Origin of the sequence: Thermococcus camini, assembly GCF_904067545.1 — an archaeon.
Taxonomy (GTDB): domain Archaea; phylum Methanobacteriota_B; class Thermococci; order Thermococcales; family Thermococcaceae; genus Thermococcus; species Thermococcus camini.
Genome location: NZ_LR881183.1, coordinates 1,757,856 through 1,784,627 on the forward strand (window position 1 = coordinate 1,757,856; position 26,772 = coordinate 1,784,627).

Sequence of the window (26,772 nt, forward strand, 5' to 3'; positions counted from 1 at the left end):
GCAGGAATGTTCAACATAATACATTGATGCAAAGCCTTATATAACCCGCGGTTGAAGTAAGGAACATCATGGTGAGGCGGAAATACATCGCCTTTCTCACGCTAACACTGCTCTCCCTCCTCCTTGTCTCCGTCGTGCTTGGACCAGCCCTCATCGAGGCTCCCCCAGGAACCAAGAGCATCGAGGAGATATTCTCCCCAAAGCTTCCGCCCGGGAACGAGACCAGCGAAACTGCTAAGGTCGAGGTTCCGGCTTCGCCCCACTTCGTTCTCCTCGTAACGGGAGCGGCCCACACCCACTACCTCAGGCTCAACGTTTACACGGACTACGTGAACGGAAGGTGGCTGACGAGAAACGCCACGAGGGTTCCGAGCAACGTCATCGCGCCCCCGGAAATAAAAGTCCCCCATCACGCCGGAGGGGACAGAATAACCGTCATCTCGTTTCTTCCCCTCAGCGGGAACCTCTTCACCCCCCTCTACACGACCCACGTTGACGGTGCCGGGGCAGAGGCTATTCCCGAGTACAACCTCTTCAGAACCCCCCTGAACGTGACCGCGTACTCCCTCTCGACGGTGAGCTACACCTTTGAGTGGCCGTATCTGATGAACCTCACGGCAGGAAACCAGACTGAGTATCTCTCAGCCCCCAACGACACCCGGCTGGTGACCCTGGCGAGGAGCATAACAACGGGGGCACGCTCGGACTACTGGAAAGCGCTCAGTATAGTTAGATACCTGGCCAGCAACTACAGGAACGTGGAGAACGCAACTCCACACGAGGAGGCTGACAGGCTGAAGTGGTTCCTGTTCGAGTCCAAGGCAGGGAGTTCCTACGACTTCGCCTCGGCCTTCGTGGTCCTGGCCCGGCTGAACGGCCTTCCCGCGAGACTCGTCGAGGGGGTTTACATCGATGCAATCCCCCAGACCCAGGTCGTGACCGAAAAGAACAGGCACTTCTGGGCGGAGGTTTACTTCGAGAACGCCGGCTGGCTCGTCTTTGACCCCCTGCACCCCACGGATCAGAACGTGTACATGCCTTTCGAACTGGAGGCACCTGGAGTTCTGATGCCCCTGGAGCGGGGTTCATCTGGAACGGTCACGATAAAGTTCGAGCGGGTCGCGAGAGGGGCAAACGCGAGCGTTACCGTGGACGTTCCAACCCTCGGGAGGATAGCGGTCATCAACGAGTCGGGGATATACAACCTGACGGTGGGGCCCTTCGGGGAGCCAGGCTACTATCCCGTCATGGTCAGGGCAACGGACGGGGAAGGAAACTCGCAGACCCTGATCGTTCCGGTTACTGTCCCGGGAAACGTGAGTGCCCTGCCAGACCCAGTTACGGCGTACCTGCGCAAGAACGATGCACTTACCGTGGAACTCACCGTGCCCGGCACCGGAGGGGTGGGCCTCAAAACGGGATCCCCCCTGGTGGATTCCTGGTTCTCCATCGAAACCCTGCGAAACGAGACCAGGATGTACGTCAGGCTAATTCCACCCGACGACTACCCGAACGGCTGGCACATCGAGAACCTCACCGTCACGAGAGAAGCGGACGAATACAAAATCCACCTCCCGATTTTCGTGGTGGAGCGAACCGAAATCAAAGCGGAGGCACCTGGAGCGGTGACCGCGGGGGACTCGTTCGTTATAAACGGGACCGTGGAAGGTAGCGCCAGGGGCGAACGACCGCGCCGGGGAAGCGTGGCGGCGTTCATAAACGACGGGGAAAGGGACGTCCTGATAGGCTACGCAAACGTATCCAACGGGACCTTCACGCTCCCCGTTAACATCCCGGTGTACCTCTCCCCCGGGACTAAGCAGGTCTTCATATACTACCTCACTCCCCCCGGATATCCTTACCTCCCATCCGGGGCTACATTCACGGTCGAAGTCAGGGGGCTGGCCAGATTCTCGATGCCTGGGCTGATACTGGCCAGACCAGGCAACGTCACGGTCATCGGCAGCCTCCTAAGCGGGGCTGGGAAACCGATAGCCAATGCCAGCATCGAATACTACCTCGATGGAAGGCCCCTCGGGGAGACCTCCACCCTCACGGACGGCAGGTTCTCCCTGGTTCTCCGGCTCCCCACGATTGAGAGGCACGTGCTGACAGTGAGGTATCCAGGAAGTCCGGAGTACTCTCCATCCGCCATGAACGTCACGGTGGCGACCGTTGAGCTGGATGTTCCGGAGAGGATAACCGGAGAAATCGGGGAGCCCATCAGAATCGGTGGAAAGGTCGCTGGAATCGAGGACGTGGCCCTGCAGGCCTACGTGTTTCCGGGGAAGACGTATCCAGTAGACGTGACCAACGGAAGCTTTGAGCTGACGATCGAACCATTCCAGACGGTCGGGGAAAGGCCCGTGGAATTCCGCCACGGTACCAGAACCCTTGGGAGAACGACGGTGGTGGTTCTTTCACCGGTGGAAATAGAGCTCCTGACGCCGAGGGCGGAGGGCGAAAAAACCGCGGCGCTGAGGTTCAGGGTCGTTGATCCCGTCAACAATCCGGTGAGCGGGGTTTACCTCAACGTCAGCGTGGACGGCTTCGCGATGCGGGTAATGACCAACGGCTCCGGAGTAGCCACCCTCGAAGTTCCTGTGCCAGAGGAGGAAACCAACACAACTGTGGTTGTTGTCTTCGACGGCTCATCCTACTACCTGCCCGCGAGCGGGAGGTTCCATGTCGTGATAGCCAGAAGACGGGGAATCCCCTGGGCCTACATCGCCATAGCTCTGGTCATCGGCGCATTGATAGTTAGATACCGTCTCACGAGAAGAAGACCTGAGAGAAGGAGGGCGGAGAATGTTCTGAAAATTATCTTCAACAACGGCATTCCCGTATTCAGGGAGGGGGAAACGGTGGAGCTGAGCATCGAATGCGAGGGGGAGGCAGAGCTTTACGTTGATGGAAAACTTGTAGGGAGGGGGCGGGACTTTACCCTGGCCCCGAAAGTTGGGGAACACACCATAGAGGCACGCTGTGGGGAGCTCATCGAACGTGCGACCGTGAGGATAGTGCCCCGCTACGACGACGCAGTGGTCGATTACTACGAGAGGTGCTTCCTGCCGTGGGCCAGAGGGGCCGGCCTGGACGTCGAGGGAATGACCCCTCGGGAGATAGCCGCGGCGCTGACGGACATGATGTACCCCTGGGAGCCCCTGGATACCCTAACGGAGGTCTTCGAGAGGGCCAAGTACAGCACGGTTGAGGTGTCGCGGGGGGAGTTCATCAGATTTTACCGCTCGCTCCTCGAGCTGGTTGGAGGTGGTTGCGTTGTTTAAGCTCAACTGGGGGCGGATAGGCATTTACTTTGGAGTGGTTGCCCTCGTCTACGCCCTTTCATCCCGGGCGGAGCCCCTCAGTACCATCAGGGAGCCATCGGTAATTTTAGCGCTGTTTATGACCGCGCGTGAGGTGGCGAAGGGAGTGGGGAGGGAGCTCCTCGCTGGGTTTCTCGTGCCGCTCGGCCTCTCGACCGCGGCCCTTCTCATCCCGATCCCGGAGTGGCGCATCCCGCTGGCCCTGATTTCATTCGGCACGGGGGTTGCACTCACCGCGCCGAATCTGGAGGAGCGGGCCAGGGTCGTTAGGGGAGTTGGGGTCTTCCTGGCCCTCTATGGTCTGTCCAGAACGCCCCCGCTGATGACCTACGGAAGCGTCTTCAGCTACACCGGGGCCGCGTTCCTGCTCGGCTACGCCACCTCAGAACTCGTCGAAAGGTACCCCTGGGTGGAGGTCATCGAGAGGAACCTTCTTGGAATAGGTGCCCTCGGCGGTGTTTTGGGCCTTTACGTTTCCGTCAGAGGTGAACTCAGCGAGAGCCACCCAGAGCTGGTCTTCTACGGGGAGTGGCTGGTGCTCGTCCTGGGCGTCGTTCTGGCCGGATCGATGGTGTACTCCCACGTGGCTGAACATGACCCGGAGCGCTACCTCCTCGAGCAGTGGCGGAGGCACGAGGCAAAAACGCTGGAGAGGCTGGGCCCCGAGATGATGGAAGCCAGAAGGGCCGTTGAGGATTTCGTCGTGCGCGGCAGGAGGGGACCGCTGGTGGCATTCGTAACCTATTACGGTGCGAGGCTCTTCGGGGACAGGGAGGAGTTCGGAGCGCTCATCTCGAAGGTGGCGGACTACGAGGGAAAAACGGTCTCCCCCCTCATGCCGCTATGGATAAGGCGGCGCTATGAGAGGGCCGAGCTCGAGAGGAGGGAGAGGATTGTGAAGGAAGTTTTTGAAGGATTGAGGGACCTGATGGGGTGGAAGCCATGACCGAGATTGAGGAAGCCTCCAAGAAGCTTGAAGAGATTGTGGAGAGAATTTCAACCGTCTACATCGGCAACGAGGAAGTCATAAGGAAGACCCTGGCGGCGGCTCTCGTCAACGGGAACGTCCTCTTCGAGGACTACCCCGGCCTGGGAAAGACACTCCTGGCCAAAGCCTTTGGGAGGGTTCTGGGCCTGAAATACACCCGCGTTCAGTTCACCCCGGACCTGCTCCCTGCGGACATACTGGGAACGAAGGTGTGGCGCCAGAACCTTGGAACGTTCGAGCTCATTAAAGGCCCGATCTTCACCCACGTCCTTCTGGCGGACGAGATAAACCGCGCTCCACCAAAGACTCAATCAGCTCTGCTCGAGGCAATGGAGGAACGGCAGGTGACCATAGAGGGTGAGACCTTCCCCCTGGAGCGGCCGTTCTTCGTCATCGCAACACAGAACCCGATAGAGTTCGAGGGGACCTATCCTCTCCCCGAAGCCCAGCTCGACAGGTTCCTCCTCAGGTTGCGCGTGGGCTATCCAAAGAGCCTGGAGGATGAGATGGCAATCCTTGAAGCGCGTTTGAGCTGGAGAAAGGACGACCCAACCGCTGACATGGAACCGATGATCGACAGGGAGACGTTCGTAAGAATCCAGGACCTCGTGGAGGAGAGAATTTTCACCAGCAGGGACATCGTGAGGTACATCTCGGAGCTCGTGAGGAACGCCCGAGCGGATTCCAGGGTGGAGGCCGGCCCGAGCCCCAGGGGCGGAATCGCATTGATGAAGGCGGCAAAGGCAAACGCCCTCCTTGAGGGCAGGGACTACGTTCTTCCGGACGACGTCAAGGCCTTCGCCATCGATGCCCTGGCCCACAGGGTCGTCATCAGGGCGGAGTACTCCTTCGAGGGCATCAGAGGCGAGGACGTTATAATGGAAGCCCTGGAAAAGACCCCAGTTCCCAAAGGGGCGGAATGAAGATGAGGAAGAACCTGACGGGCTACCTCCTGTGGGCACTCCTCCTGGGGACGCTTTTTCTCTCCCCGGGGATGATAGGCCTGGCCACGGTGCCCCTATCCATCCTGGCCCTGGGAACGCTGATCGAACCACCGAAGGGCATAACCGTGGTGAGGAGGATATCCCGGAGGGAGGTGCGGCTCGGCGAGGAGGTCGAGGTCAGGGTGCGCGTCACAGTCGAACGCGGTATGGGTATAGTGGTCGTCAGGGATCCCCTGCCAGGGAGCGTGGCGCTGACCGGGGGCAGCAGCGTCGGGGTGTTCTTCAAGGGCCCCAAGTCACTGCGGGTTGAATACACATACAGGATAAAGCCCGTCCTCAGGGGCGTTTACACCCTGCCCAGGAGCGAGGTGACCACAAGGAGTCCCCTCGGAACCCGCTATCTGTGGGGACTCTACGGGGAGGAGCTGAAGATAAGGGCCGTTCCCAGGGTGCTGAGAGAGGTATCGGTGATTGAAACCCGGAGAAAGGCGAGGATAAGCGTTCCGGAGACGAGCTACTCCATAAGGGGGCCCATCTCAACGGACTTCAAGGAGATAAGGAACTACCAGACGGGGGATCCGATGAAGCTCATAAACTGGAAGGCGACCGCGAGGATGGGGGAGGTGCTCGTCAACGAGTTCGAGAGGGAAGGAAAGAAGACCGTGCTCTTCATTGTGGACGCCCGGGAGGCGATGAAGATAGGAAAGGAGAGCGAGAGCCCCTACGAGAAAGCGATGAACCTCGTCGCGTCGATGGCCCACCGCTTCCTGAGAAAGGATTACCACGTGGGGCTCTATCTGCTGGGAGCGGGAAAGTTCATCCCACCTGCCACGGGGCCCAGACAGCTCCACGAAATCGTTAGAACCATGATGAGCTTTGAGAGGGTCCAAACCGGGGAGGAAAGGCTTGACGACGCGGTGGAGAGGCTGAGGAGGATACTCATCCAGTACACCCCCCTGGTGGTCTACGTCTCCAACATCCTGGAGGGAACGTGGGCCGAGACGAGGAGGGGAATGCTCGCCGTGAGGGCCATGGGGCGGGGCAGGACGAGGCCGATGGTGGTGGACATCTCGGTCTATCCAACCCTCGACCCGGGGACCGGGACGCTGATGGAGATGGAGAAGAGGGCGATAATGGAAGACCTGGAGAAAACCGGAGCTTACGTCGTCCGCTGGCTGCCCGGCGAGGAGGAAACGGGCAGGATAGTAACCAGGCTTCTGGGGGAGATAAGATGAGCCTCACCCCCGCAAAATTCACTGTTGTTCTTCCCGCGGCGGCTCTGACCGCGCTGGCGTATTCCAGCGTCGCTGGGATGAGCGGCTACGTACTTCCCACCGCGCTCGCGGCGATCCTGCTGGGAGTCTTTCTATCCAGCGGCTCCGCCAGCAGGGCCGTCTCCCTCTCGATGACCCTCTACGCAGTCCCGTACACGATCGGGGCGTCGCAGTTCCTGCCCGTGGCATTTCCCGAAGCCTACAGGAACCTGGGGGAGGCGATACTGGCCAGCCCGTACTTCTCATCGGCGATCCCGATATTCGCCCTCGTTGCCCTGGGAATCACCGCGGACTACGTGGAGACCGCAGAGGAGTGGGAGGGCGTTCTGAAGGTACTGGGAGGGCAGGAAGTAGGAAAGAGAACGCTGCTCTACGGCCTTCTCTTTCTGCTGGCTGCATTCGTTCTCTCCCTGGCGGTCTTCTGGGCGGGCAACCATCTGGGAATCCCGGCGGCCGGCTCCCTGCTGCCGCTGATTCTCCTCACGGTGGGGCTGGTCGTCGCATACTCCTCCATCGAGAGCGGGAGCTACAGGAGGGTGGTCGTTGCAGTGGAAACCCCCCCATTCAACGGGAGCGTGGTTATCCAGACCCCAAAAAGGACGCTGACCCTGCCGGTGAGCCGCTCTATGGGCTTCGAGTGGGAGACCGTGAGACTGGAGGCCGAAACGGGGGAGAGACCGAGGAGGGTCATTCTCAGAACTGGAGAAAAGGAAGAAGCCCTGAGCCCCCTGATTGAAAGCGTCGATCAGGAGACCCTCTTCCTGCTCTACCGGGTGGAAAAAGAGAAGGTTAATATAGGCTGGCGCCGAAGAATATGGGGGTGAGAGTAGTGGGCAACGACCTTCCAAAGTCCGTTCTGAGACACCTGGAGCCGAATGAGGATGTTCTGTTCACCGTCCGCAAGAAGATAAGCGTGGAGAAGCCAAAGTGGCTCATAGTAACTAACAGGAGGATAATCTACCTCGACGAAAAAATTCTGGGCAGGTACGACATAAAGGCCCTGCCATACCAGAAGCTCGAGGAGGTAACGATAGAGCTGGGCATCATCTCCTCGGAGTTCATAATAAAGGGCGAGGAGGACATAAGGCTCAAGCTCGGCTGGATGAACAAGGAGCAGGCGAGAAAGACGATAAACGCCATAAAGGACGCCCTAAACGCTATAGCCATCGAGCCGGTCACGATAGAGGTCAAGAAAGGCCTGACCCACGAGACATGGGTTCTGAAGAAGCCAAAGGAACTTGTGAGCAGGGTCGTCCCGGGATCGACTGTCCAGCACGCGCCCCCTGTGGAGAAGGAGGAAGACCCGCTCGAAAAGCTCAAGAAGCTGAAGGAACTCTACGACATGGGTGTGATAAGCCAGGAGGAGTACGAGGAAAAGAGAAAGAAACTTTTGGAACAGATTTAGCCCCTTTTCTTCCAGATTATCAGAGCCGCCCCGAGCAGGAGAGCCGCGAGGAGGTAGGGAAGAGGGTTCTTTCCAACTGGTCTGTGGATTATTGTCGTTGTTGGCATCGTCGGGGCTGTTTCGGTGGCATGGGGTTCCTCCCGCAGAACCACCACCGTGGAGTTCACGAAGCCGTAGAGCTTCACCCCAAGGGGCCTGAGCTCACCCCAGTAGGGGCCCTCGTAGAGCTCCACGGAGAAAGCAGCCCCTTTGGGGAGCGGGGCGACGGTGAAGTAGTAGCCCGTTGAGGACCTGAGCAGGGGTCTTGGCTCGGCAAGCTCTGATAGGTTGCCTTTAATCCAGAGGTTCGCCCTGGAGAGGTTCACGGAACTGGCGTTGAGTGATATTAATGCAGGAACGTCATTTCCCGAATAGTAGCGGAGCTTAGCAACGTTGCTGGCCTTTCCACCCGTCTCCACCACCACGTCAAGCCAAGCCTTTCCGGTATTTATTGCTGGAACCTCAACCAGTATCTCTGTTGAGTTCCAGGAGAGAACCCTCGCTTCAACGCCGCCGATGGTAACCCTTCCACCGCTTCCAAAGCCGGCCCCGGCTATGAGGATTTCCTGGCCGGGTCTTGCGGTGTAGGGGGTTAAGGAACCTATTAAAGGCTCCCCCTGCTCGCGCTCAATGTGGAAGACGTAGAAGCTGTTTCTCGGCAGTTCTACCGTCGCTTTGCCTTTCTCAACCACCATCTCTGCTCCGTAGAGGACATCTACATAAGTTCCGTCGGGCCAGTCGATGTTGATGCTGAGCTCCGCCGGCGAGCCCTTGTTCATCACAACCAGAAGTCTGTGCGCTCCAAAGGTTCTCTCGAAGGCCCAGACCGAGTAGTTTGCGTAAAGCGTTTTAAAGTCTCCGAAAGCCAGGGCATCGTTGGTCTTTCTCAGCTCAGCTAAAGTTCTGATTATCCTTGCCGCTTCCGTGGTGTTGTTGAAGGCCATCATAGGCCTGTTGTAGGGGTCGCCCTTTCCGTCTTTGCTCACCAGATAGCTCTCGTCGCCGTAGTATATCACCGGGATCCCTGGCAGGGTCATCGTCAGTGCCAGTGCCATGTGGAAGCGCTCTACGGTGTCTTCCCTCCTCGCCCCGTTGAGGAAGCGGATTAGGTCGTGGCTGTCGAGGAAGTTCAGTTGCTTGTTTGGATAGAGGAAACGGGAGTAATAGTCCTCAAGCGTTCTGGAGAGCGTCTCAAGGCTTCCCACGAAGCCAAAGGTTTTCACTATATCGGCCCTTATCGGTATGTTCAGAACCGGCGAGACATTGGAGTAGCGGTAGAGCTCGTATAAATCGTCGCTCCTTTCCGGCGAGAGCGAGTAGTACTCCCCGTAGATTAAGAGGGGTCTCTCAGAGTAGAGGCGGAGGTAAAAGGTCTCAAGCCAGCCGAGCTCCATGTGCTTGACGGCGTCGATCCTGAAGCCGCAGGCGCCCGAATTGGCAAAGAGCATCGCCCCCTCGGTGAGATAGGAATCGACCCAGGGGTTGAGCTGGTTGAAGTCTGCTAAACCGTAGAGGTTGGCGTACTTGAGGGGGATTCCAGACCAGGTGAAAATGTTGCCGTTGTGGTGGTAGATGTCCTCTCTTATGCCCGTTATCGGGTTCACCGTGGCGTTCTTGGTGTCCTCAAAGTAGTCAGTGATTTTGGTCCCGTTGTCGTAGAGCGCTCCAAACTCACCGTCGGTTGATGGGTTTGAGTGGTTGGGGACGTAATCAACCACGATGCATATTCCCCTCTTTCTGGCCTCCTCTACCAGCTTAAGGAAGTCCTTCCAGGTTCCGAAGTGCTCCTCTATGCGTTTGTAGTCCCTCGTCCAGTAGCCGTGGTAGGGGGCGGAGCCGTGTGCCATCCTGTTTATGTTGTCGTTGAGCGGGGAGACCCATATCATGGAGACGCCGAGGCTCGCTATGTAGTCGAGCTTTTCCGTTAGTCCCTCTATGTCCCCGCCCCAGTAGAGGCGGTAGTTGGTGTGGGTCGGGTCATAAAAGGGCTCGTTGTTGCTCTGGTTCCCATCGTAGAAGCGGTCAACCATGATTTGATAGACGACGCCCCTTTCAGGGACCTGGTAGGCACCCACCAGCGGTATCAGGAGCAGCAGAATGACAGCCGCAGCCAGTGCTCTCCTCACAGTATCACCAGAAGTGATAAGAAATGGGGGCTTAAAAATTTTCACATCAAGCCCGCGAGATGTCCTTGAAGCCCAGGGAAATGCGGGAACCAACAAGAGAGCTGTTGGCGGCCTTGATAACCTCAAGCCGGTACTTGCCACCCCCAAAATTCCAGTGAAGAACGGTACTGGCAGTTTCCTCGAAGAGAGGGAGCAGCTCCGGGGAGTACCTCTCCATAATGTCCCGGTTAAGGAAGTACAGCGCCACGCGGCTCTTCTTCCCGACGAAGGTCGAGATGTTGCGGATCAGCCGTATAACCTCGTGCCGCTCAAGGGCGATAAAGAGCTTGTGGATCCCGAGGACGGGGTTAAAAACAACCTCCTCCGGGACTATCTTCTCGTAGATCTCATCGTAGTACCTGAAGTCCAGGGAGTATTTGTCCACCTCCACCCTTCCAAAGATGTTTCCGATGTCTCTGCTCCCCCCAATCTTTATGACCGGAGCGTTCCTGAGGCCCTCAAGCTCCAGTCCCATTAAATCCAGGCGGATGATGCTCTCCGCGAAGGCATCCGAGATGTCGTCGATTATGAGAGGTGTTCTCCTGCCCCTGCCCCTGCGGCAGATCAGGTAGAGGAGAAGCTCGGGGGAAGAAACCGCACTGTACTCAATGAGGACTGTCTCACCGGGTCTGAGCCCGAAGAGAACCTGATCCACGGCATGAGCGCCCATTGTTATATCACCGGATACATTTTACAATGGCAAAGTATAAAAGGTTACCGCGGCGGCCACTGTTTTACACTATTCTAGCCACCGTCAGGACTCTCGGGGAGACAAAGGAACCCCTGCGAACCGTTTCATGTCCAACGGCGAGGATTGACCTCAGAACCTCGAAGGCGTTTCCCACAAGCATGTTGTCCCTGAAGGGCTGAAGCTCCCCGTTCCTCACGACGTATCCCAGCTCAACCGTCAGTGAGAAGTCACCGCTGACGGGGTTGGCGGTGTGCTCGCCGAAGACCTTCTTAACCACAACCCCCTCGAAGTCGCGGAGGCTCTCCCTCCCAGGTTCGACCAGCAGGTTGCTCGTCCCTATGTGGGGCATTGTTCTGAAGTCCCGAACCGCGTTTCCAGTGCTCTCCATACCAAGGAAAGAGGCGTACGTGTGGTCAAGAAGGAAGGATTTCAGCACACCCTCCTCAACGAGAACAGTCCTCCTGGAGGGGGTCCCCTCACCGTCGAAGGAGTAGCTCCCAGGGAGACCCTCGATCGATGGGTCATCGATGAGGGTAAGCCCCTCGGCGGCCGCGGGCTCACCGGGCCTGGAGAACCTGCTCCTGCCAAAGTAAACGCTGTCGCCGTAGAGGTTCTCGAGCAGGATCCCCAGGATCGCCCCAAATGCCTCGGGCTCAAGAACCAGTTCGCCGGAATATCCGTCGAGCTTTCCGGCGGCGCCGCTCAGCTCCGCCTCCTCAATGGCAAGAGTTACAGCCCACTCGAGCTCCTCAAAGGGCTGAAGAGAGCGGTACGACTGATAGTATGAGCCGGTTCCCGCTCTCCCGCCCTCCTTGACCGCGTAGGCGGAAACACTCATCCCAGTGGAGCGCTCCTCGAGGAAAACACCGTTCGAGTTCGCAACGCCGTAGGTGTTGACGCCGAAAGCCAGCGAGCCGGAGAGGGTAATTCCCTCGCCCTTAAGCTCGACCATCCTGGACGCAAAGTCGCCCGCGAGGGCGTAGGCGTCTTCAAAGGGAATCTCGTCGATGAGCCTGTCGTAGAGTCCACCGACGGGGCGCGGCTTTTCCCCGGAGGGAAATCCCGCGAAGGGCACCTCACTTATCCTCGCAAGCTTTATCGTTCTTTTCACAAAGTTTTCAAGCGTTTTGCGGTCGTGGTTCAGGCCGGTTATGTAGGAGAAGCCGAGTTTGCCCCTGTAGCCGATGCGGAGGCCTATCCCCGAATGGAACTTTCTCTGGGAGCGCTCAAGTCTCTCGCGCTCTATCCTGAAGGAGCCTCCCCTGCCCCTCTCCCAGTAAAGCTCCCACTCCACGTTCTCGCGCTCGAGGATTCCAATAAGTTCATCTATCATCGGTTCACCGGGGAGAGTTCGAAGGGGAATTTAAAAGGTATTCTGCTACTCTCCAATGACCTCATTGTACAGCCGGAGGAGCCGCTCGTAGGCGTTTTCCTTTATTGCAGCCAGCTCCCCAAAGAGCGTCGCAACCCCCTCATCCCCCGCCATCCTCTGGAGCTTTCTGTAGATGTCCCTGCCTATTGCCTCGGAAATCAGGGCCAGCGCCAGGGCGTTTTCGACGTCCTCCACCCTCATCATCTCATCACACACCGGCAGGGTGTCCAGCGGAGGGGCATTGAACTCGAGGGGCTTCATACCGGGATAGAGCCTCTCGAACAGCTCAGACATCTGGACCGCGTGCTTCCTCTTCTCCCCCGCCAGCTGCAGGAACTCGTCGGCAAGCATTCCTTCAACGCGCTTGGCCAGCCACTCGTAGGTCTCGGCCCCACACCTCTCGTTGCATATGGCGTAGCTGAGGAGCTCGTACCCGTTCAGGTTCTTCAGCAGGATCTCCACATCCTGTATAATATCAACGTCTATCGCCATTTTCGTCACCATACATAAAATTGAAGGTTGATGTATATACGCTTTGCTTTCGGGTCTCGCGGATCCAAAACAGAAACCCATCCTTCAGCGAAGCCCACCCACCAGAGCCCTCGTGAGGACGTGCGGGCCGCCGTCGTCAACCGGAACCCACTGCCCCTTACCGCAGTAGCCCGGAAAATCGACCTTCAGGTCGTTCCCGATGGCGCGGATGTTTTTCAGGACGTCCAGTATGCTCCCGGACAGGGCCACGTCGCGAACCATCTCCTTTACCTCGCCGTTTTTAATTAGGTAGCCCTCCCTCGCGCCGAAGGTGAAGGTACCTCCTGCCGTATCAACCTCGCCGCCCTTGTCCCCGATCATGTAGAGGCCGTTCTTAACCTCCTCAACCATCTCCTCAAAGCTCCAGTCGCCGGGCTCAACGTAGGTGTTGCTCATCCTCACGAGGGGCTGATAGTTGTAGCCCTGCGCCCTCCCGTGGCCGTTCGGCTCGAGGTCAAGCAAAGCGCTCGTCTCGCGGTCGTTGAGGTAGTTCACGAGAATGCCGTCCCGGATTATCTCGACGCGCCTCGCCTTGATGCCCTCATCGTCGTACACGTAGGAGCCAAACCTGCCTGGCAGTGTCGGGTCGTCAACGACCGTAAGCCCCTCAACGGCTATTCTCTCCCCCAGTCTGCCCGCGAGTATGCTGTCGCCGTTCTTGACGGCGTCCGCCTCAGCGGCGTGACCGAGTGCCTCGTGGATGAAGACTCCGGTAAGTTCCGGGTCCATTACCACATCGAACTCGCCCGAGGGTGGCGAGCGGGCGTGGAGGAGGGAGACGGCTTTTTCCTTAATTATGTCCGCCCATCGGGGGAAGTCTATCCCCTCCACCAGCTCCCAGCCAGCTGTTCCGCCAAAGCTCTTCCAGTAGCCCTGCATCTCGCCGTTCTCCCTGGCGGTGACCGAGAGGGCGATGCGAAGGCGAGGGGTCACCGTCTCTATCTCGCTTCCCAGGGAGTTGAAGTAGAAGGTCTCCTTGAGACCGTCCCCGTAGTGGACGCGCCTGCTTGAGATGGCATCCCCTCTCAGAAGGGAATCGATCTCCTTCACCAGGGCGAGCTTATCCTCGATGTCGACCTCCGTGAAGGGCTTTTTAACACCGATCACCGCCCTGTCCTTCACGGGGTCGCCCAGATAAATCTCCGATTTCCCTCTTGAGAGCCTCGCAATTTTCATCGCGGTTTTTATAGCGTCCTCCGCCCGCCCCATGTCGTTCGCACTGGAGAAACCCCAGGCGCCGTTGAACGCCCTGACACCTATTCCCATCTCGGTGTTGAGGGAAAGCTCCTCCAGCTGGCCGTTCTGCATGCCGAGATGGGCGGCCGTGACACGGGTTATCCTGATCTCATAATATGGTATGCCGTAACGTCCCGCAAGTTCCTCGGCCTTTCTCACCAGTTCCTCCATACGCACACCGATGGACATAAAAGGGAGTTCCTTTATATGGGTTGTTATAGAGATCCGGTATAGATGGATGAACCATATGGTTTAAGGGTTGGTTTATGGAGAGGCGTAAAGAGATACTCGAAACTATCACGGACAAGCCGGGGATAACCTTCCGGGAGCTGGCAAGGGAGCTCGGAATAGGCATAGGCGACCTGCAGTATCATCTCCGGAAACTCGAGAAAGAGGGCAGGGTATTCTCAAAGAAAACCGGCAAGAGGCGCTACCTGTTCCCAAGGGGATTCGAGGAGAAGGCGCAGAGGCTGCTCATAGCAATATCAACGGAGACACGGAGGAAGATTCTCCTGCTCCTCATGGAGGGGCCGAAGAACCAGAAGGAGATGGCGGGGAGCCTTGGACTCAGCCAGCCGACGGTGAGCTATCACATGAACGAACTGATAAAGCTCGGCGTCGTGACCGCGGAGAAGGAAAGCAGGAGCGTCATATACACCCTCTCTTACGACCCCGAGCTGATAGCAAGGCTGATAAAGGAGTACCGGCCGAGCCTGTGGGATAAGCTGGCAGACAACCTGATAGACCTGCTGACGAGCGTGGGTGATGGAGAATGATGGAAACCCTACTCGCTATTACGGCACTGATCCTTGCGCTGACACTGGCGGGGATCTCGTTCATCGCGTACAGGAAGAGCCATCTGCGCCCTGCAATGTACCTGATGATAGCCTTCCTCCTGCTGGCGATCAAAAAGACGATAGAGACCGCCAAACTGGCGGCGTGGATAGAGCGGGACGTGGGGCTGGTGGTGAGTTCTCTGGAGGTGGTCGTTCTGGCCCTGCTGGTGCTCTCGCTCTGGAGGCGCTAACGAACCACCATGGCAGGAGGGCCTATGAGACCCACTACCTCCTCAAGGAGGCTCCCTATCCTCGTTTTTCCGCTCCTGCCGTAGGCGCCCATGACGACCAGACTGTAGCGACCGGAGTTGGCCTCTTCGAGGATCTTTTCCTTGGCGGAACCCTCGACTATCCTGAAGGAGCAGTTCACGCCCTCCTCCTGACAGAGCTCCAGAAGGTTCGTCATCAGGTGCTTGATGCTCCTCTTCATGTCGTTCCATATCTCCTCCTCAAACCTCTCGACCTCCGAGAGGTTCTCGCTGAACATTCCCAGGTTGAAGGCCATGGCCCTGGCTTCCCTCCTGTCCAGGACCGAGAAGAGTATGACCTTTCCCCTCTTCTTCTTGGCTATGGCGATGGCGTGGAGAGCAGCCTTCTGGCTCCACTTCGAACCATCAACGAGGACGAGTATCCGCATGACATCACACCCCTATGTATCTTATCCAGAGCAACCCCATTCCAATGGCAACGGTAACGAACATTATAACGAGCCCAACCTTGAGGAAGTCCATAAACGTTATCCGAACTCCCTCTCTGCCCGCGATACCGATGACGACCACGTTGGCGCTCGCACCTATTGCGGTTCCGTTGCCGCCGAGGCAGGCTCCGAGGGAGAGGGCCCACCAGAGCGGGTAAACGTTCATCGAACTCCCCATTGCCTTTATGAGGGGTATCATCGCCGCTGTGAGAGGGATATTGTCCACTACGGCGGAGGAAACCGCGGAAAACCAGGTTATTATAATCAGCGCCTCGCCGGTGTTCCCGATATACCCCAGTATCCAGCGGGCAACCCCGTCGATGATGCCGGTCTCCACGAGGGCACCAACGAGTATGAAGAGGCCCATGAAGAAGAATATCGCCGTCCACTCGACCTTTTCGAGGATCTCCTCAGGATCCATCCCGCTCCACAGGAGGAGAACGGAGGCGCCGGTGAGGGCAACCACTGCGGGCTCAATCCCCAGCCGATCGTGGATGAAAAAGAGCATGACCACGCCGAGTATAACCGCCACGGACTTCTTAAAAAGTGAGTAGTCCCTTATGGCATCTCTCTCATCGAGCTCACCAATGGTTGAGAGTATCCTGTCCCTCTTGGCGTCGCTGATCCTCATGGCGTTCCGGTAGACCAGGTATATTATCCCGAGGGAGGTGAATAGGTCAACGAGCGCTATCGGCCCCATGTTGAGGAGGAACTCGTTGAAGCTCAGCCCGGCCGCGGAGCCTATCATTATGTTAGGGGGATCCCCAATGAGGGTGGCGGTTCCGCCGATGTTGGAGGCGAAAACCTCTGCCAGGAGAAACGGGACGGGATTGATGTCCATCAGGCGCGTTATGTAGAGGAGCATCGGGGTCAACAGCAGGACGGTCGTAACGTTGTCAAGAACCGAGCTTATGACGGCGGTGACGACGGAGAACAGCAGGAGAACCTTCATAGGACTCCCCCTGGCAAACTTGGCGGTCTTTATGGCTATGAACTCGAAGAGACCGCTCTCCTTGGCGGTGTTGACGATTATCATCATACCGATGAGGAGGAAGAGCGTGTCGAGGTCGAGGTGTTCGGGAAGCGCTTCCCACGGCACTATGCCGAGGAATAACACAACGGCCGCACCAAAGAGGGCCGCAACCGTTCTGTGAACCCTCTCGCTGATTATCATGGCGTATGTTATCAGGAACACTGCTACGGCTATTCCTGCTGCGATGGTCTGCTCCATGGTCATCACCCAACTAGTAGATTATAACCGGGCTTTCAAGATGCTGGACTATCCTCAGAACGACGGGACTCACCGGGGACGTCCTGGTGACCTCCGAGCCATAGCTCCGGGACACAACCAGGAGGTCGAAGTTCTCATCCCTCATAAGCCTTATGACGTCGTCACTCTTGCTCCCGATGAAGTGCCTCCGCTCTGTTTTAAGGCCCAGGGCCTCCAGCCTGGGGGCCATCTTGAGAACGAGGTTCCGGGCAAATTCCATTTTGGCATTCCTGAGCCTTTCAGCCTCCTCTTTCCCAAGGGTCTGCTCGATGAGCTCCAGAGTTCTTTTCTCAGAGATGTAAACGAGCGTCACCGAGGCACCACTGTAGGCGCTCAGCGTCTCGTAGAGCTCATCGGGTATCTCACCTGAGAACCTGTCAATGGGGATCAGAATCGAACGAACCTCCGGAAGCACGAACTCCTCGGGGAGGAGCAGAAACTCCCTGTACCGCCGGGTTATTTCCTCGTACCTGTCCGCGGCGATGTTCTGAAACTTCCTCTGGATGAGCCTGCTGAATATGTCCATTCCCATCCCCACCTTCCGAAGGGAGACGAGGAATATATAAGCTTTTTCCGGTGCCGACTTCGAAAAGAAAACGGTCATCCAGACGAGATTTCATTAAACGGATGAACCACAAACCCTTTATTAAAAGCCGCAGAGATAGGTGCGGGGTGAGAGTATGAAACGAACAGCAGCCGTGCTTCTCATAGTCCTGCTGGTTCTTCCGTTCGCAGGATTTGCAGCGGCCCAGTGCCCAGAAGAGGGACACACGGTTGTTCTGAAGGCACCGGCAGTCTCAAAGACTTCCAGCGGGGAGCTCGTCGGAGTGGCCACCGACTTCGTGATAACAGTTGCACCCGGGACCGGACACGTCTACGTGGAGACCTGGCCCCTGGCGGAGGTCGATATGCAGGCCAGCGCGAGACTTGCCGCTCAGATAGCTGGCAAGGTTCTCGGCGTGGACATGGACAAGTACGACGTCTTCATTCAGATAAAAGCCGATTCTCCAATCATCGGCGGGCCCTCCGCGGGAGGAACCATGACCGTCGGAATAATCGCGGCCCTCGAGGGATGGAAGGTCAATCCAAAGGTCATGATGACGGGAATGATAAACCCCGACGGCACCATCGGCCCGGTTGGTGGAATACTGGAGAAGGCATCCGCCGCCCACGACGTCGGGGCCAACGTGTTCCTCATCCCCGAGGGACAGCGGGTTCAGTACGTTCAGGAAACCCAGAAGAAGGAGATAGGGGGCATAGTTGAGATAAACACCCAGACGAAGAAGGTGGATGTGGTAGATTACGCAAAAGAGCGCTGGGGTCTGACGGTTATTGAGATAAAGGACATATATGACGCCGTTTACTACTTCACAGGGCACAGGATACCGAGGCCCGAGACCCCCTCCTACGTCAGCGTTGATACGTCATTCCTCAGAGACGACGCTCTGAGCGACTACGACAACACCACCGCATACTACAGGGAGACCCTCGGGAAGCTCAAGGACAGCGACGTGGGCTACGCGACGTACACCACTCTGATGGAGGCCCTGAACCAGGCCAGTGCAGTTCTCAACCAGTCCAGGGAAGCGATCGATGATGGCATGTACTACACCGCACTAAGCAAGGACTTCCAGGCAAGGATAATGATACGGCACGTTGACTGGTACCTGGACGTGAAGTCCCAGGACGATGTTCAGAGGCTCCTCAAGACAGCCGGGAACCGGATAAACGCGTCGGAAAGCACCGTCTCCGGGATAACCATAAAGGGCGTCACGATGCTCCAGGCAATAGCTGCCGCGGAGGAGAGGGTGGAGCAGGCCAAGGGGCTGCTTGAGGAAGCGTGGAAGTACTACTACAGCGGCGACTACTGGGACGCCGTGGGCGATGCGGCATACGCCTACGAGAGGGCCAAAACTGCAGAGTTCTGGGCGCACCTCGGGGAGAGGTTCGCCGGAAACGACGAGATAAGCAGGGAGGTCGTCAAGGCCACAGCGAGGGACTACATAGATGAGTCCAGCCTCATCGTCACCTACATCGAGTCGATGTACGGCACCGTTGGGGGCGACCTGAGTCAGAGCATCCAGCAGGCGGAACAGTACTATGAGGACGGCAAGTACTCGGCGGCACTGTTCACGGCAATGGAGGCACGCGTGAGGGCGCAGGTCTTCCTCGACACGCTGGGTATAGAAAACAGGAGCGTGCTGATGGACAAAATGAAGGCCATGAAGGACGACGCTAAGACGGCCATAGGAGTGGCCCAAAGCCAGGGTGTCACGCCAGTCCTCGCAATGGCCTACTACGAGTTCGCCGAGAGCTACGAGAAGAGCGCCGAGGGTAACGGAAGTATCGAAGACATGCAGACTGCGATGATATTCTACCAGTATGCCAGGGAAACCGCCGGCCTCTTCCTCAGCGCTCCGTCCCAGCAGACCCCACTGCCCCAGGACAACTCAACCGACGTACCCCAGATAATCATACCAACCGGCGCGTCCACTCCGACCGATGGCTCCCCCAGTGCCCGGTCGGAAGGTACGTCTGAGGGATTCCCCGCCGCGGTTCTGGCGGCAGCGGCGGTGGGGGCGTTCCTAGTCGGTGCGCTGATTGGAAGAAAGCTCTGACATTTTTCTTTTCACAAGCCTCGCCCTTCACGGCGGGGAGGAGGTCAGTTCATCCAGACGCCTTCATCTATTCTTTTTGTCTTTAAACAAGCGCCTTCAGGAATTCAACGTAGACGCGCTTTACCCTCTCCAGGGATTCAACGCTCACCCACTCGTCGCTCCCGTGCCAGTTGCCCCCGACAGGTCCATAAACCAGGGTCGGCTTGTTGAGGTAAGTTCCAAAGTAGTTGAAGTCCCCCACGCTCCGGCCGTAGATTATCTCGGGCTCCCCGCCAAGGACGGTCCTGTGGGCGGACTTGAAGATGTTCACAAAGCGGTCGTTCTCCCTGACGACGTATGGAAGCATATCGGGCGTCGGCCTCTCAAACTTCGAGATCCTGATGTCCCCCTTCAGCTTTACCCTCTCCGCGAGGTTGAGAAGCTCTGAGCTAACCCTCTCCCAGTCCTCGCCGATGACTATGTGCCTGTCTATTATTGCCCTGGCGTAGTCCGGGACGCTCAGGCCGTCGGCGGAGCCCTCAATACGGAGGGTGCAGTAAGAGCCAACCCCAAGCTTTCTGTGGTTCCTGAAGCGTATCTTCCAGAGTGAGCCGACGAACCTCCCCAGCTCCTCTATGGCGTTGAGCCCCTCGTGTGGCCTCGCCGCGTGAGCCTTCTTCCCGAAGACCTCCACCTGAACAACGAAGCGCCCCCTCGCACCGAGCATGAGCCTCTCGTTCGTCGGCTCGGCGACAAGAACAACGTCAGCCTTATCCAGTCTCCCGCTTCGTATCAGTTCCCAGGCACCCCTGGAGTAGCCCTCCTCATCGACGACTGCGGTGAAGATCACGGTGGGCCGCTCCTTCCGGGGAAGCTCCGCCATCTCAACGAACGCAGCCAGGAGCGCCGCAAGGCCCGCCTTCATATCCGCACTTCCCAGGCCGTAAAAGCGGTCGCCTTCCAGCTCGCCCTTGGGGTTCTTCGTCCAGCCGGGGGATAGGTTGACGGTATCCATGTGGCCGTTCAAAACGACGGTGTAGCTCCTTCCAGGAAGATAGGCTACCACGTCGCTCCCAAAGCCCTCAACCGGAAGGAGCTCCACGTCAAAGCCGTGCTCCTCGAGAAACGAGGCGATGAATCTGGAGATTTCCTCCTCTTTTCCAAACGGGGAGCTGATGGACACCAGCTCCTTCAGGAGGTCAAATTCCATATAACCATCACCGGATGATAAAAACGACAAAGTGCTTAAGTAATTTTCCCTAATCACATTGAACAAAGCTTGACCAAAGCCCCAGTTTTTTTCAATAAATGCCAAAGGAATCCCTGAATTTCACGGGAAAGGATTATACATCTATCAAGGCGAGTACTAAGCCCACCACACCCACAAAGGGGAGCCCCTGACTTTTTTCTTTTCACAAGCCTCGCCCTTTAGGGCGGGGTACGGTGTTTGATAAATTGGCCTCAACGAGGAAAGCAACACTCTTTTAAAGCCTAAAACGCATACCATACTTTGAAATGAGGCGGGCAGTAACGGTAAAACTCCAACCCTCAAAGAAACAAGAGAAAGCCCTTTTTGAATTAGCTCAAGCCACAGCCATAATCTGGAACAAACTCAATTACCAACGCTTGAAACAGTTCAAAGAATTCGGCAAAACCGACTTCTCAACGACAGAAAAAGAAGCTTACCACGAGTTCAAGAACTGGATTGGTGGCTCAACAGTTCAACAGTTAGCCCGAAAGAACGCCGAAAGCTGGCGTTCGTTCTTCTCACTCAACAGGAGGAAAAAAGAATGGCGAGCTCCCCGAATGGTTCAAGCCAAGACCGCCCAAATTCGTTAGGGAAGAGGACGGCAGAAAACTCTTTGTAATTCCCCTGAGAAACGACCAGTACAGGATTAATGGAAACGTCCTCGAATTGAGGAGACTCGGCAAGTTTGGAAAACTCAAAATCCAGTTCAAGGGCAGAATACACTTGAAGGGCAAGCAGGGGAGGTTGGAAATAATCTATGATGATGTCAAACGCAAGTGGTACGCCCACATTAGCCTTACCGTTGATGAAAAACTTGAAGGTGAAGAATGGGTTAAAGTTCCAAAAGAACCGTTGGGCAACCTTTCAGCTGGAATTGACCTTGGAGTGAACAACTTAATGGCCGTTTACGTTGAGAACGGCGAAAGCTTCCTCGTGAACGGGAGATCACTCAAAAGCATTGATTTTTACTGGAGGGGGAAGATTGCCGATTACCAGTCCAAACTCAACAAGTCGGGAGCCAAGACGAGCAGAAAGCTCAAGAGAATGCACGAGAAGGCTAAACTTCAGGCAAAGCATTACATTAACACGGCAGTTAGACAAACTGTTAAAAGGCTTTATGAACTCGGTGTTTCAAGGATTGTCGTCGGTTATCCCAAGGGTATCGCCAGAAACTCTGGGAAGGGTAAGAGGCGGAATTTCCTTCTCTCCCACGTCTGGCGGTTTAATACTGTCATCAAACGCTTAACTGAAGTTGCTGAAGAGTATGGTATCTCTGTTGTGGTTGTTGGTGAGGCTTTTACTTCTCAAACGTGCCCTCTCTGCGGCCAACGCCATTCTGATGCTCGCTTTGTTAGGGGTTTGTTTAAGTGCCGTAGAGAGGGCGTTGTTATGAATGCTGACCTTGTGGGAGCTTTTAACATTTTGAGGAAGGTTAAAGCTATAACCCCAAGCCTTGAGGGTTTGAAAGCCTTCAAGGTGAGGGGTAACTGGCCTAAGACCGGGCCAGAGGGGTCGAAGACCCAATTTGTTTTGGGTCTAAATGAGACCCCTCAAACCTCCCTGCCTTTAGGGTAAGGGGTTCTCCGGTGGAACCCCCGCCCTTCAGGACGGGAAGGAGGTCAGCGCCAGGGTACAAGAAGGGAAGGTTTGTTTTCTGGTGGACCGGGCGGGATTTGAACCCGCGGCCTCCGCCTTGCGAGGGCGGCGCTCATACCAGGCTGAGCTACCGGCCCACACCCGGTATTAGGAACTGACCTGGGGTTTAAAAGCTTTTGGTCTGAAAGGCGGCAGTGGTGGACAGATTTGAGTTAAATTTCCAGTGGAGAAGAAGGATTTTTAACGTACAAGTGACAAATAACCGCGGTGGTTGAATGGACGCGAGGGACTTCCACAGAGACAACTTCCCTGGAAACGGGAAGATTGAAGTTATCCCCAAGGTTCCCCTCACGAAGGAAACCCTCAGCCTCGCCTACACCCCCGGTGTGGCGGAGGTATCGATGGCGATAGCAAACGGAGAAGACCCCTGCGAGTACACCAACAGGTGCAACACGGTCGCTGTTGTAAGCGATGGCACGAGGGTGCTGGGCCTCGGCGATGTCGGAGCTTCGCCGGCACTCCCCGTCATGGAGGGAAAAGCTCTGCTCTTCAAGGCCTTCGGTGGGGTGGATGCTTTCCCGCTCGTTCTGGCCGAGAAGGACCCTGACAAGTTCATAGAGGTCGTAAAAGCCATTTCGCCCTCCTTCGGGGGGATAAACCTTGAGGACATAGCATCGCCAAAGTGCTTCTACATCCTCGAAAGGCTCCGCAGCGAGCTGGACATCCCAATCTTCCACGACGACCAGCAGGGGACGGCTTCGGTTGTTCTGGCAGGGCTGATAAACGCCCTCAAGGTCGTTGGCAAGAGGCTGGACGGGATAACCGTCGCCCTCTTCGGTGCCGGGGCGGCCGGCTTCGCGACGCTGAAGATAATAACCAGGGCAGGGGTAAGGCCGGAGAACATCAGGGTTGTGGAGCTGGTCGATGGGAAGCCGAGGGTTCTGACCCCTGACCTGCCGATTGAGGAACTCTTTCCCCACAGGGGAGAACTGCTCTCCAAAACGAACGGTGAGGGAATCGAGGGCGGCCCAGTGGAAGCCCTAAACGGCGCCGACGTGCTCATATCCTTCACGAGGCCCGGGCCCGGCGTTATAAAGCCGGAGTGGATAGAGCTCATGGCCGACGACGCGATAGTCTTTCCGCTGGCAAATCCAACCCCCGAGATACTTCCGGAGGAGGCGAAGAAAGCCGGGGCGAGGATAATAGCGACGGGAAGGAGCGACTACCCAAACCAGGTGAACAACCTCCTCGGCTTTCCTGCGATTTTTAGGGGAGCACTTGACGTCAGGGCCAGAACCATAACCGACGGCATGATAATAGCGGCTTCAAAGGCGATGGCGTCGGTAATAGAGCCGAGCGAGGAGGAGATAATCCCGTCCCCCTTCCACCCGGAGGTCCACCCGAAAGTTGCTAGAGCGGTCGCAGAGGAAGCGATGCGTGAAAACGTTGCAAGAATACGCGTGCGCGGGGAAGAGGTGGAGGAGAGGCTGAGGCGCTGGAGGGAGTTCTACGAGCGGGAAATAGCACTCCTCAACGACCGTAGAGGGAGCTACCGTTAGCGTCTATCGCCACAATCAGCGGGAAGTCCTCGACTTCAAGAACCCACACCGCCTCAGGAATACCGAGCTCCTCCAGCCAGAGAACGTCAACGACGTGCTTTACGCTCTTCGCCGCGAGGGAGCCGGCTCCACCGGTGAAGGCGAAGTAAACGGCGCGGCCTTTAAAGGGCTCCGGGTTCATGCCTCCCTTTCCTATTATCCCGCGGACGCCGAGGGAGAGAATCCCCTCCAGGTAGCGGTTCATTCTTGAACTCGTAGTCGGGCCTGCAGAGACTACCTCATAGCCCCCACCGCCTTTCCTCACGACTGGCCCGCAGTGGTAGATTACCGCGCCCTCAAGGTTGAGGGGAAGCTCTTTCCCGGCCAGCTCAAGGATTTTTCTGTGTGCCGAATCCCTGGCGGTGTAAACTGTCCCGGAGAGGTAAACGACCTCGCCGGCCCTGAGATTCAGGACGTCCCTCTCGCGCAGGGGAGTTCTCAGTCTCATAATAGGCCCTGATATGGAGTCCTTAAAGCAGTTTCGGGTTTGGCAGGTGGAGTCAAACCGACCCCATAAGTACGAGCCCGCGGATTTTTAATTAGGTGATTCCATGAAAGCCAAAGTTGTTACTTCCGCGATGCTGGCCCTTCTTCTCGTGGTCTCGATAGCCGGCTACGCCGGGGCCTTCGAGAAGGGCGGCATGGGAAAGCTTGAGTACAAGGTATACTCAAAGGACCAGGTAATGTCCGGGGCCTACAAGGTTTACGGCAACCCGAAGCTCGACTTCTGGGCGACGAAGACGGTTCTGACGAACGATGGGAAGGGAACCATAAAGAACATCCGGATAAAGTATTCGATCGACAACTATGCTCCAGAGACCGAGAGGAGATACCCCCTCCTCCTGCCGGGTGAAACCATAGTCGACCTCTACTACCCCATCCTTTCGAGTGACGTCACCCGTTTATCGGCCTCAACCCCATCAAACGTACGTATAACCGTGACCTACGAGGTGAACGGTGAAACAAGAGAGGAGAGCGTTACAAAGCCCCTTTCAATACTTGGAGCCAATGACTTCGTCTTTTCCTCGCTCAACCCCGAAGAGAGCACGGGGAGCTTCTACGACACCTTCAGCAACGCCCCGCTTCTTGCTGCGTGGGTAACGCCAAGTGACCCCGTTGTCAGAGAATTCGCTGACCTCGGCAACAAGCTGGCCGGAGGTGCGGGGGCAAGCTTGAGCGACGATGAGGCGATAAAAAGCCTCAGCGGCATGTGGGAGCTCGCCGTGAGAAACGGTTTCTCCTACAAGACCGAGGGGGAAGGCTACTGGACGGGCAAGTTTGCAGAGCACATAATGTTTCCGAGGGACGTGATTCGGGACAAGAGCGGAACCTGCGTTGACCTGGCCCTCTGGTTCGCCTCCCTGGCGATGTCCCAAGGACTCAAGGCGTACATAGTCCTCATACCAGGGCACGCCTTCCCGCTGATAGAACTGCCCAGCGGCGCCATAATACCCGTTGAGGCAACCGCCATAAACCAAGGGGTTTCATTCCAGGAAGCCGTCCAGATCGGCATGGAGAAGAGCTGGAAGATGGCAATGAACGGCCCGCACGACATCATAGACGTCGCGGAGGAACACTCCAACGGAATAGTCCCGCCGGAGCTTCCATCCCTCGAGGCGGATATCCTCTCAAAGTGGGGAATAGGCCTGTACGCTGGAGCGGGCAACGCGGGTGAAAACGGGGCAAACAACGGGGGCGCCGGTGGAAACGGAGGGAACCCCGGAGGTGGAAACGGCGGAGATGATGTCGGAAACGGTGGATGGGACTCCTACCACGGCGCCTATTTCTCATTCAACTATCCGGCCAACTGGGACACGCCGGAAGACTACGGCGGCTACGTCTATCTCCTGAGCCCCGACGGGGAATTCGAGTTTATCGTTCTCTACTCCCGGGGGGCGAGCGTTGAAGACATGGCCCAGGCCTTCGAGGAAAGTCTGGTAGATGCAGGGGTCGAGATAACAGACCGCCAGGATGGCGAGGCGAGCTTGATGGGCCAGAGTGTGTACGCGGTAGCGTATAGCCTTAGAACGGACTACGGGAAATACTCCGCCGCTGCGAGGTATTTCACGGCAAACGGGGTTGGCTTCGCTGTTATCTACGATTTCCCTGCCGGAAACAGCGAGTACAACCAGATGGGCGAACACATCGTAGAAACGTTCAACATGGGGGGATGAAGATGAAAACGATTGTGACCCTTGTTATACTGCTCCTCCTGGCGGCGCCCCTCGTCGCGGGGGAGGTCAAGATAGTGGAGTATAAGATAGACGGAACGATGAAAGTTACGCTGGACAACGTGGGGAACGCCCATGTGGAGGAGGCATGGCACCTCACCCCCAACCTCTACCTCCAGATGAAGGAGACGTACCCGACCACATACATGCTGAGGAGGGAGTTCGAGAACAGGAGAAGCGACACCGAGTACAGGGACATGAAAATCGAATGGGACGACTCCAACAACGGCGTCAAAGCAACGTACACCATGCTCGGAGCGGCTATCAACAGGGGTGACCACTGGGAGCTTGACCTCGGAGACGGCGACATGACCCTCTCAAGTCAGAACGGGAACACGGTGGTCCTAACCCTGGTCCAGCCGATTTCAGGGGGTGATGGGAGGCTCATCGAAACCGCAACGATAGTCCTTCCGGATGGGGCAAAGAACGTGGGGATTGACGGGGGAATGCTCAGATATGAGCTTCCCAATAAAGAGAACGGAAGAAACCCCGCCTTCCTGGGCCTGGCGCTCATCTCGCTCGTCGGCCTGATTCTCCTCAACGTGCCCCTAAAGAGGGGAGGAGAATGATAAGGGAGATAAAGAGGGAGATGGTGGACTACATAACGAGGGAAACGGGGGTGAACAGGGAAACAGTTGTCAAGGTTCTCCGGGCGGAGGAGAAGTACCTCCTGACCGAGATTCAGGATGCCCTGGGGCGGGTCGGATGACCCTCCCATTTTCCGGCA

General features: G+C 57.0%; 23 protein-coding genes, 1 tRNA gene and 1 pseudogene. 14 read left to right on the top strand and 11 right to left on the bottom strand.

All coding sequences use genetic code 11. From position 1 onward, the window contains the following. The first annotated feature begins 68 nt into the window (after nt 1–68). Genes TIRI35C_RS09655 through TIRI35C_RS09680 form a run of 6 tightly spaced genes read left to right on the top strand, consistent with a single transcriptional unit; the run spans nt 69 to nt 7,937 of the window. Nucleotides 69–3,287: a transglutaminase domain-containing protein gene (locus TIRI35C_RS09655; RefSeq protein WP_188202669.1), complete on the top strand. Its 3,219-nt coding sequence runs from the start codon at nt 69–71 to the stop codon at nt 3,285–3,287. Continuing rightward, a complete protein-coding gene (locus tag TIRI35C_RS09660) occupies nt 3,271–4,272 on the top strand; it encodes a hypothetical protein (RefSeq protein ID WP_246454753.1) in 1,002 nt (333 codons plus the stop codon). Before TIRI35C_RS09655 ends, TIRI35C_RS09660 begins: the two co-directional genes overlap by 17 nt. Beyond that, on the top strand, nt 4,269–5,237 hold the full coding sequence (locus tag TIRI35C_RS09665; protein WP_188202671.1) for an AAA family ATPase: 969 nt from the start codon (nt 4,269–4,271) through the stop codon (nt 5,235–5,237). The genes TIRI35C_RS09660 and TIRI35C_RS09665 overlap by 4 nt, the downstream gene beginning before the upstream one ends. After that, on the top strand, nt 5,234–6,493 hold the full coding sequence (locus TIRI35C_RS09670; protein ID WP_246454755.1) for a DUF58 domain-containing protein: 1,260 nt from the start codon (nt 5,234–5,236) through the stop codon (nt 6,491–6,493). Before TIRI35C_RS09665 ends, TIRI35C_RS09670 begins: the two co-directional genes overlap by 4 nt. After that, complete coding sequence (locus tag TIRI35C_RS09675) at nt 6,490–7,356, top strand: hypothetical protein (RefSeq protein ID WP_188202672.1); 867 nt, start codon at nt 6,490–6,492, stop codon at nt 7,354–7,356. Before TIRI35C_RS09670 ends, TIRI35C_RS09675 begins: the two co-directional genes overlap by 4 nt. Then, complete coding sequence (locus TIRI35C_RS09680) at nt 7,347–7,937, top strand: PH domain-containing protein (RefSeq protein ID WP_188202673.1); 591 nt, start codon at nt 7,347–7,349, stop codon at nt 7,935–7,937. The genes TIRI35C_RS09675 and TIRI35C_RS09680 overlap by 10 nt, the downstream gene beginning before the upstream one ends. On the opposite strand, the gene TIRI35C_RS09685 is transcribed toward TIRI35C_RS09680, so the two are convergent. From TIRI35C_RS09685 to TIRI35C_RS09705, 5 genes are all read right to left on the bottom strand, one after another. Further along, nucleotides 7,934–10,102: an alpha-amylase family glycosyl hydrolase gene (locus TIRI35C_RS09685; protein WP_188202674.1), complete on the bottom strand. Its 2,169-nt coding sequence runs from the start codon at nt 10,100–10,102 to the stop codon at nt 7,934–7,936. The genes TIRI35C_RS09680 and TIRI35C_RS09685 overlap by 4 nt on opposite strands. 46 nt (nt 10,103–10,148) lie before the next feature. Then, nucleotides 10,149–10,811, bottom strand: a complete 663-nt coding sequence (locus TIRI35C_RS09690; protein WP_188202675.1) for a DUF257 family protein — start codon at nt 10,809–10,811, stop codon at nt 10,149–10,151. Between the two features lie 64 nt (nt 10,812–10,875). Beyond that, nucleotides 10,876–12,165 (bottom strand): TldD/PmbA family protein, encoded by a 1,290-nt coding sequence (locus TIRI35C_RS09695; RefSeq protein ID WP_188202676.1) that lies wholly within the window; start codon nt 12,163–12,165, stop codon nt 10,876–10,878. Between the two features lie 45 nt (nt 12,166–12,210). Then, nucleotides 12,211–12,708 carry a ferritin-like domain-containing protein gene (locus TIRI35C_RS09700; protein ID WP_188202677.1) on the bottom strand — a complete coding sequence of 166 codons (498 nt, stop codon included), beginning with the start codon at nt 12,706–12,708 and terminating at the stop codon, nt 12,211–12,213. 72 nt (nt 12,709–12,780) lie between these two features. Continuing rightward, on the bottom strand, nt 12,781–14,142 hold the full coding sequence (locus tag TIRI35C_RS09705; RefSeq protein ID WP_188202678.1) for a TldD/PmbA family protein: 1,362 nt from the start codon (nt 14,140–14,142) through the stop codon (nt 12,781–12,783). A 95-nt stretch (nt 14,143–14,237) separates the two neighbouring features. Here TIRI35C_RS09705 and TIRI35C_RS09710 point away from each other — a divergent pair, with 95 nt between their 5' ends. Both TIRI35C_RS09710 and TIRI35C_RS09715 read left to right on the top strand, forming a co-directional pair. Then, nucleotides 14,238–14,747, top strand: a complete 510-nt coding sequence (locus TIRI35C_RS09710) for a winged helix-turn-helix transcriptional regulator (protein WP_188202679.1) — start codon at nt 14,238–14,240, stop codon at nt 14,745–14,747. Further along, on the top strand, nt 14,744–14,998 hold the full coding sequence (locus TIRI35C_RS09715) for a hypothetical protein (RefSeq protein WP_188202680.1): 255 nt from the start codon (nt 14,744–14,746) through the stop codon (nt 14,996–14,998). Before TIRI35C_RS09710 ends, TIRI35C_RS09715 begins: the two co-directional genes overlap by 4 nt. Here TIRI35C_RS09715 and TIRI35C_RS09720 read toward each other — a convergent pair. The 3 genes from TIRI35C_RS09720 to TIRI35C_RS09730 are packed head-to-tail and all read right to left on the bottom strand — an operon-like array spanning nt 14,995 to nt 17,300. Next, the gene (locus TIRI35C_RS09720; RefSeq protein WP_188202681.1) at nt 14,995–15,444 is read right to left on the bottom strand and encodes a universal stress protein; all 450 of its coding nucleotides are present in this window, start codon (nt 15,442–15,444) and stop codon (nt 14,995–14,997) included. The two genes, TIRI35C_RS09715 and TIRI35C_RS09720, sit on opposite strands and share 4 nt — an antisense overlap. A gap of 4 nt (nt 15,445–15,448) precedes the next feature. Next, a complete protein-coding gene (locus tag TIRI35C_RS09725; RefSeq protein WP_188203209.1) occupies nt 15,449–16,735 on the bottom strand; it encodes an ArsB/NhaD family transporter in 1,287 nt (428 codons plus the stop codon). Nucleotides 16,736–16,748: 13 nt separating this feature from the next. Next, nucleotides 16,749–17,300, bottom strand: a complete 552-nt coding sequence (locus TIRI35C_RS09730; RefSeq protein WP_188203210.1) for a universal stress protein — start codon at nt 17,298–17,300, stop codon at nt 16,749–16,751. Nucleotides 17,301–17,454: 154 nt separating this feature from the next. Here TIRI35C_RS09730 and TIRI35C_RS09735 point away from each other — a divergent pair, with 154 nt between their 5' ends. After that, on the top strand, nt 17,455–19,392 hold the full coding sequence (locus TIRI35C_RS09735; RefSeq protein WP_188202682.1) for a S16 family serine protease: 1,938 nt from the start codon (nt 17,455–17,457) through the stop codon (nt 19,390–19,392). A gap of 82 nt (nt 19,393–19,474) precedes the next feature. Here the strand turns inward: TIRI35C_RS09735 and TIRI35C_RS09740 are convergent, their stop codons facing one another. Continuing rightward, nucleotides 19,475–20,581, bottom strand: a complete 1,107-nt coding sequence (locus tag TIRI35C_RS09740) for a M20 family metallopeptidase (RefSeq protein WP_188202683.1) — start codon at nt 20,579–20,581, stop codon at nt 19,475–19,477. Nucleotides 20,582–20,886: 305 nt separating this feature from the next. Here TIRI35C_RS09740 and TIRI35C_RS09745 point away from each other — a divergent pair. Next, nucleotides 20,887–22,195, top strand: a pseudogene (locus TIRI35C_RS09745) (RNA-guided endonuclease InsQ/TnpB family protein). Between the two features lie 80 nt (nt 22,196–22,275). Here TIRI35C_RS09745 and TIRI35C_RS09750 read toward each other — a convergent pair. Then, a tRNA-Ala gene (locus TIRI35C_RS09750) sits at nt 22,276–22,353 on the bottom strand. Between the two features lie 138 nt (nt 22,354–22,491). Between TIRI35C_RS09750 and TIRI35C_RS09755 the strand changes: the two genes are divergently transcribed. After that, nucleotides 22,492–23,775: an NAD(P)-dependent malic enzyme gene (locus tag TIRI35C_RS09755; protein WP_188202684.1), complete on the top strand. Its 1,284-nt coding sequence runs from the start codon at nt 22,492–22,494 to the stop codon at nt 23,773–23,775. Here the strand turns inward: TIRI35C_RS09755 and TIRI35C_RS09760 are convergent. Beyond that, nucleotides 23,747–24,262, bottom strand: coding sequence for a FumA C-terminus/TtdB family hydratase beta subunit (locus tag TIRI35C_RS09760; protein WP_188202685.1), 516 nt, complete (start codon nt 24,260–24,262; stop codon nt 23,747–23,749). The genes TIRI35C_RS09755 and TIRI35C_RS09760 overlap by 29 nt on opposite strands. A 103-nt stretch (nt 24,263–24,365) precedes the next feature. On the opposite strand from TIRI35C_RS09760, the gene TIRI35C_RS09765 reads away from it, so the two are divergent. Genes TIRI35C_RS09765 through TIRI35C_RS09775 form a run of 3 tightly spaced genes read left to right on the top strand, consistent with a single transcriptional unit; the run spans nt 24,366 to nt 26,754 of the window. Continuing rightward, nucleotides 24,366–25,988 (top strand): cysteine protease, encoded by a 1,623-nt coding sequence (locus TIRI35C_RS09765; RefSeq protein ID WP_188202686.1) that lies wholly within the window; start codon nt 24,366–24,368, stop codon nt 25,986–25,988. After that, nucleotides 25,985–26,614, top strand: a complete 630-nt coding sequence (locus TIRI35C_RS09770; RefSeq protein ID WP_246454758.1) for a hypothetical protein — start codon at nt 25,985–25,987, stop codon at nt 26,612–26,614. The genes TIRI35C_RS09765 and TIRI35C_RS09770 overlap by 4 nt, the downstream gene beginning before the upstream one ends. Continuing rightward, a complete protein-coding gene (locus TIRI35C_RS09775) occupies nt 26,611–26,754 on the top strand; it encodes a hypothetical protein (protein ID WP_167893281.1) in 144 nt (47 codons plus the stop codon). The genes TIRI35C_RS09770 and TIRI35C_RS09775 overlap by 4 nt, the downstream gene beginning before the upstream one ends. Nucleotides 26,755–26,772: the final 18 nt, after the last annotated feature.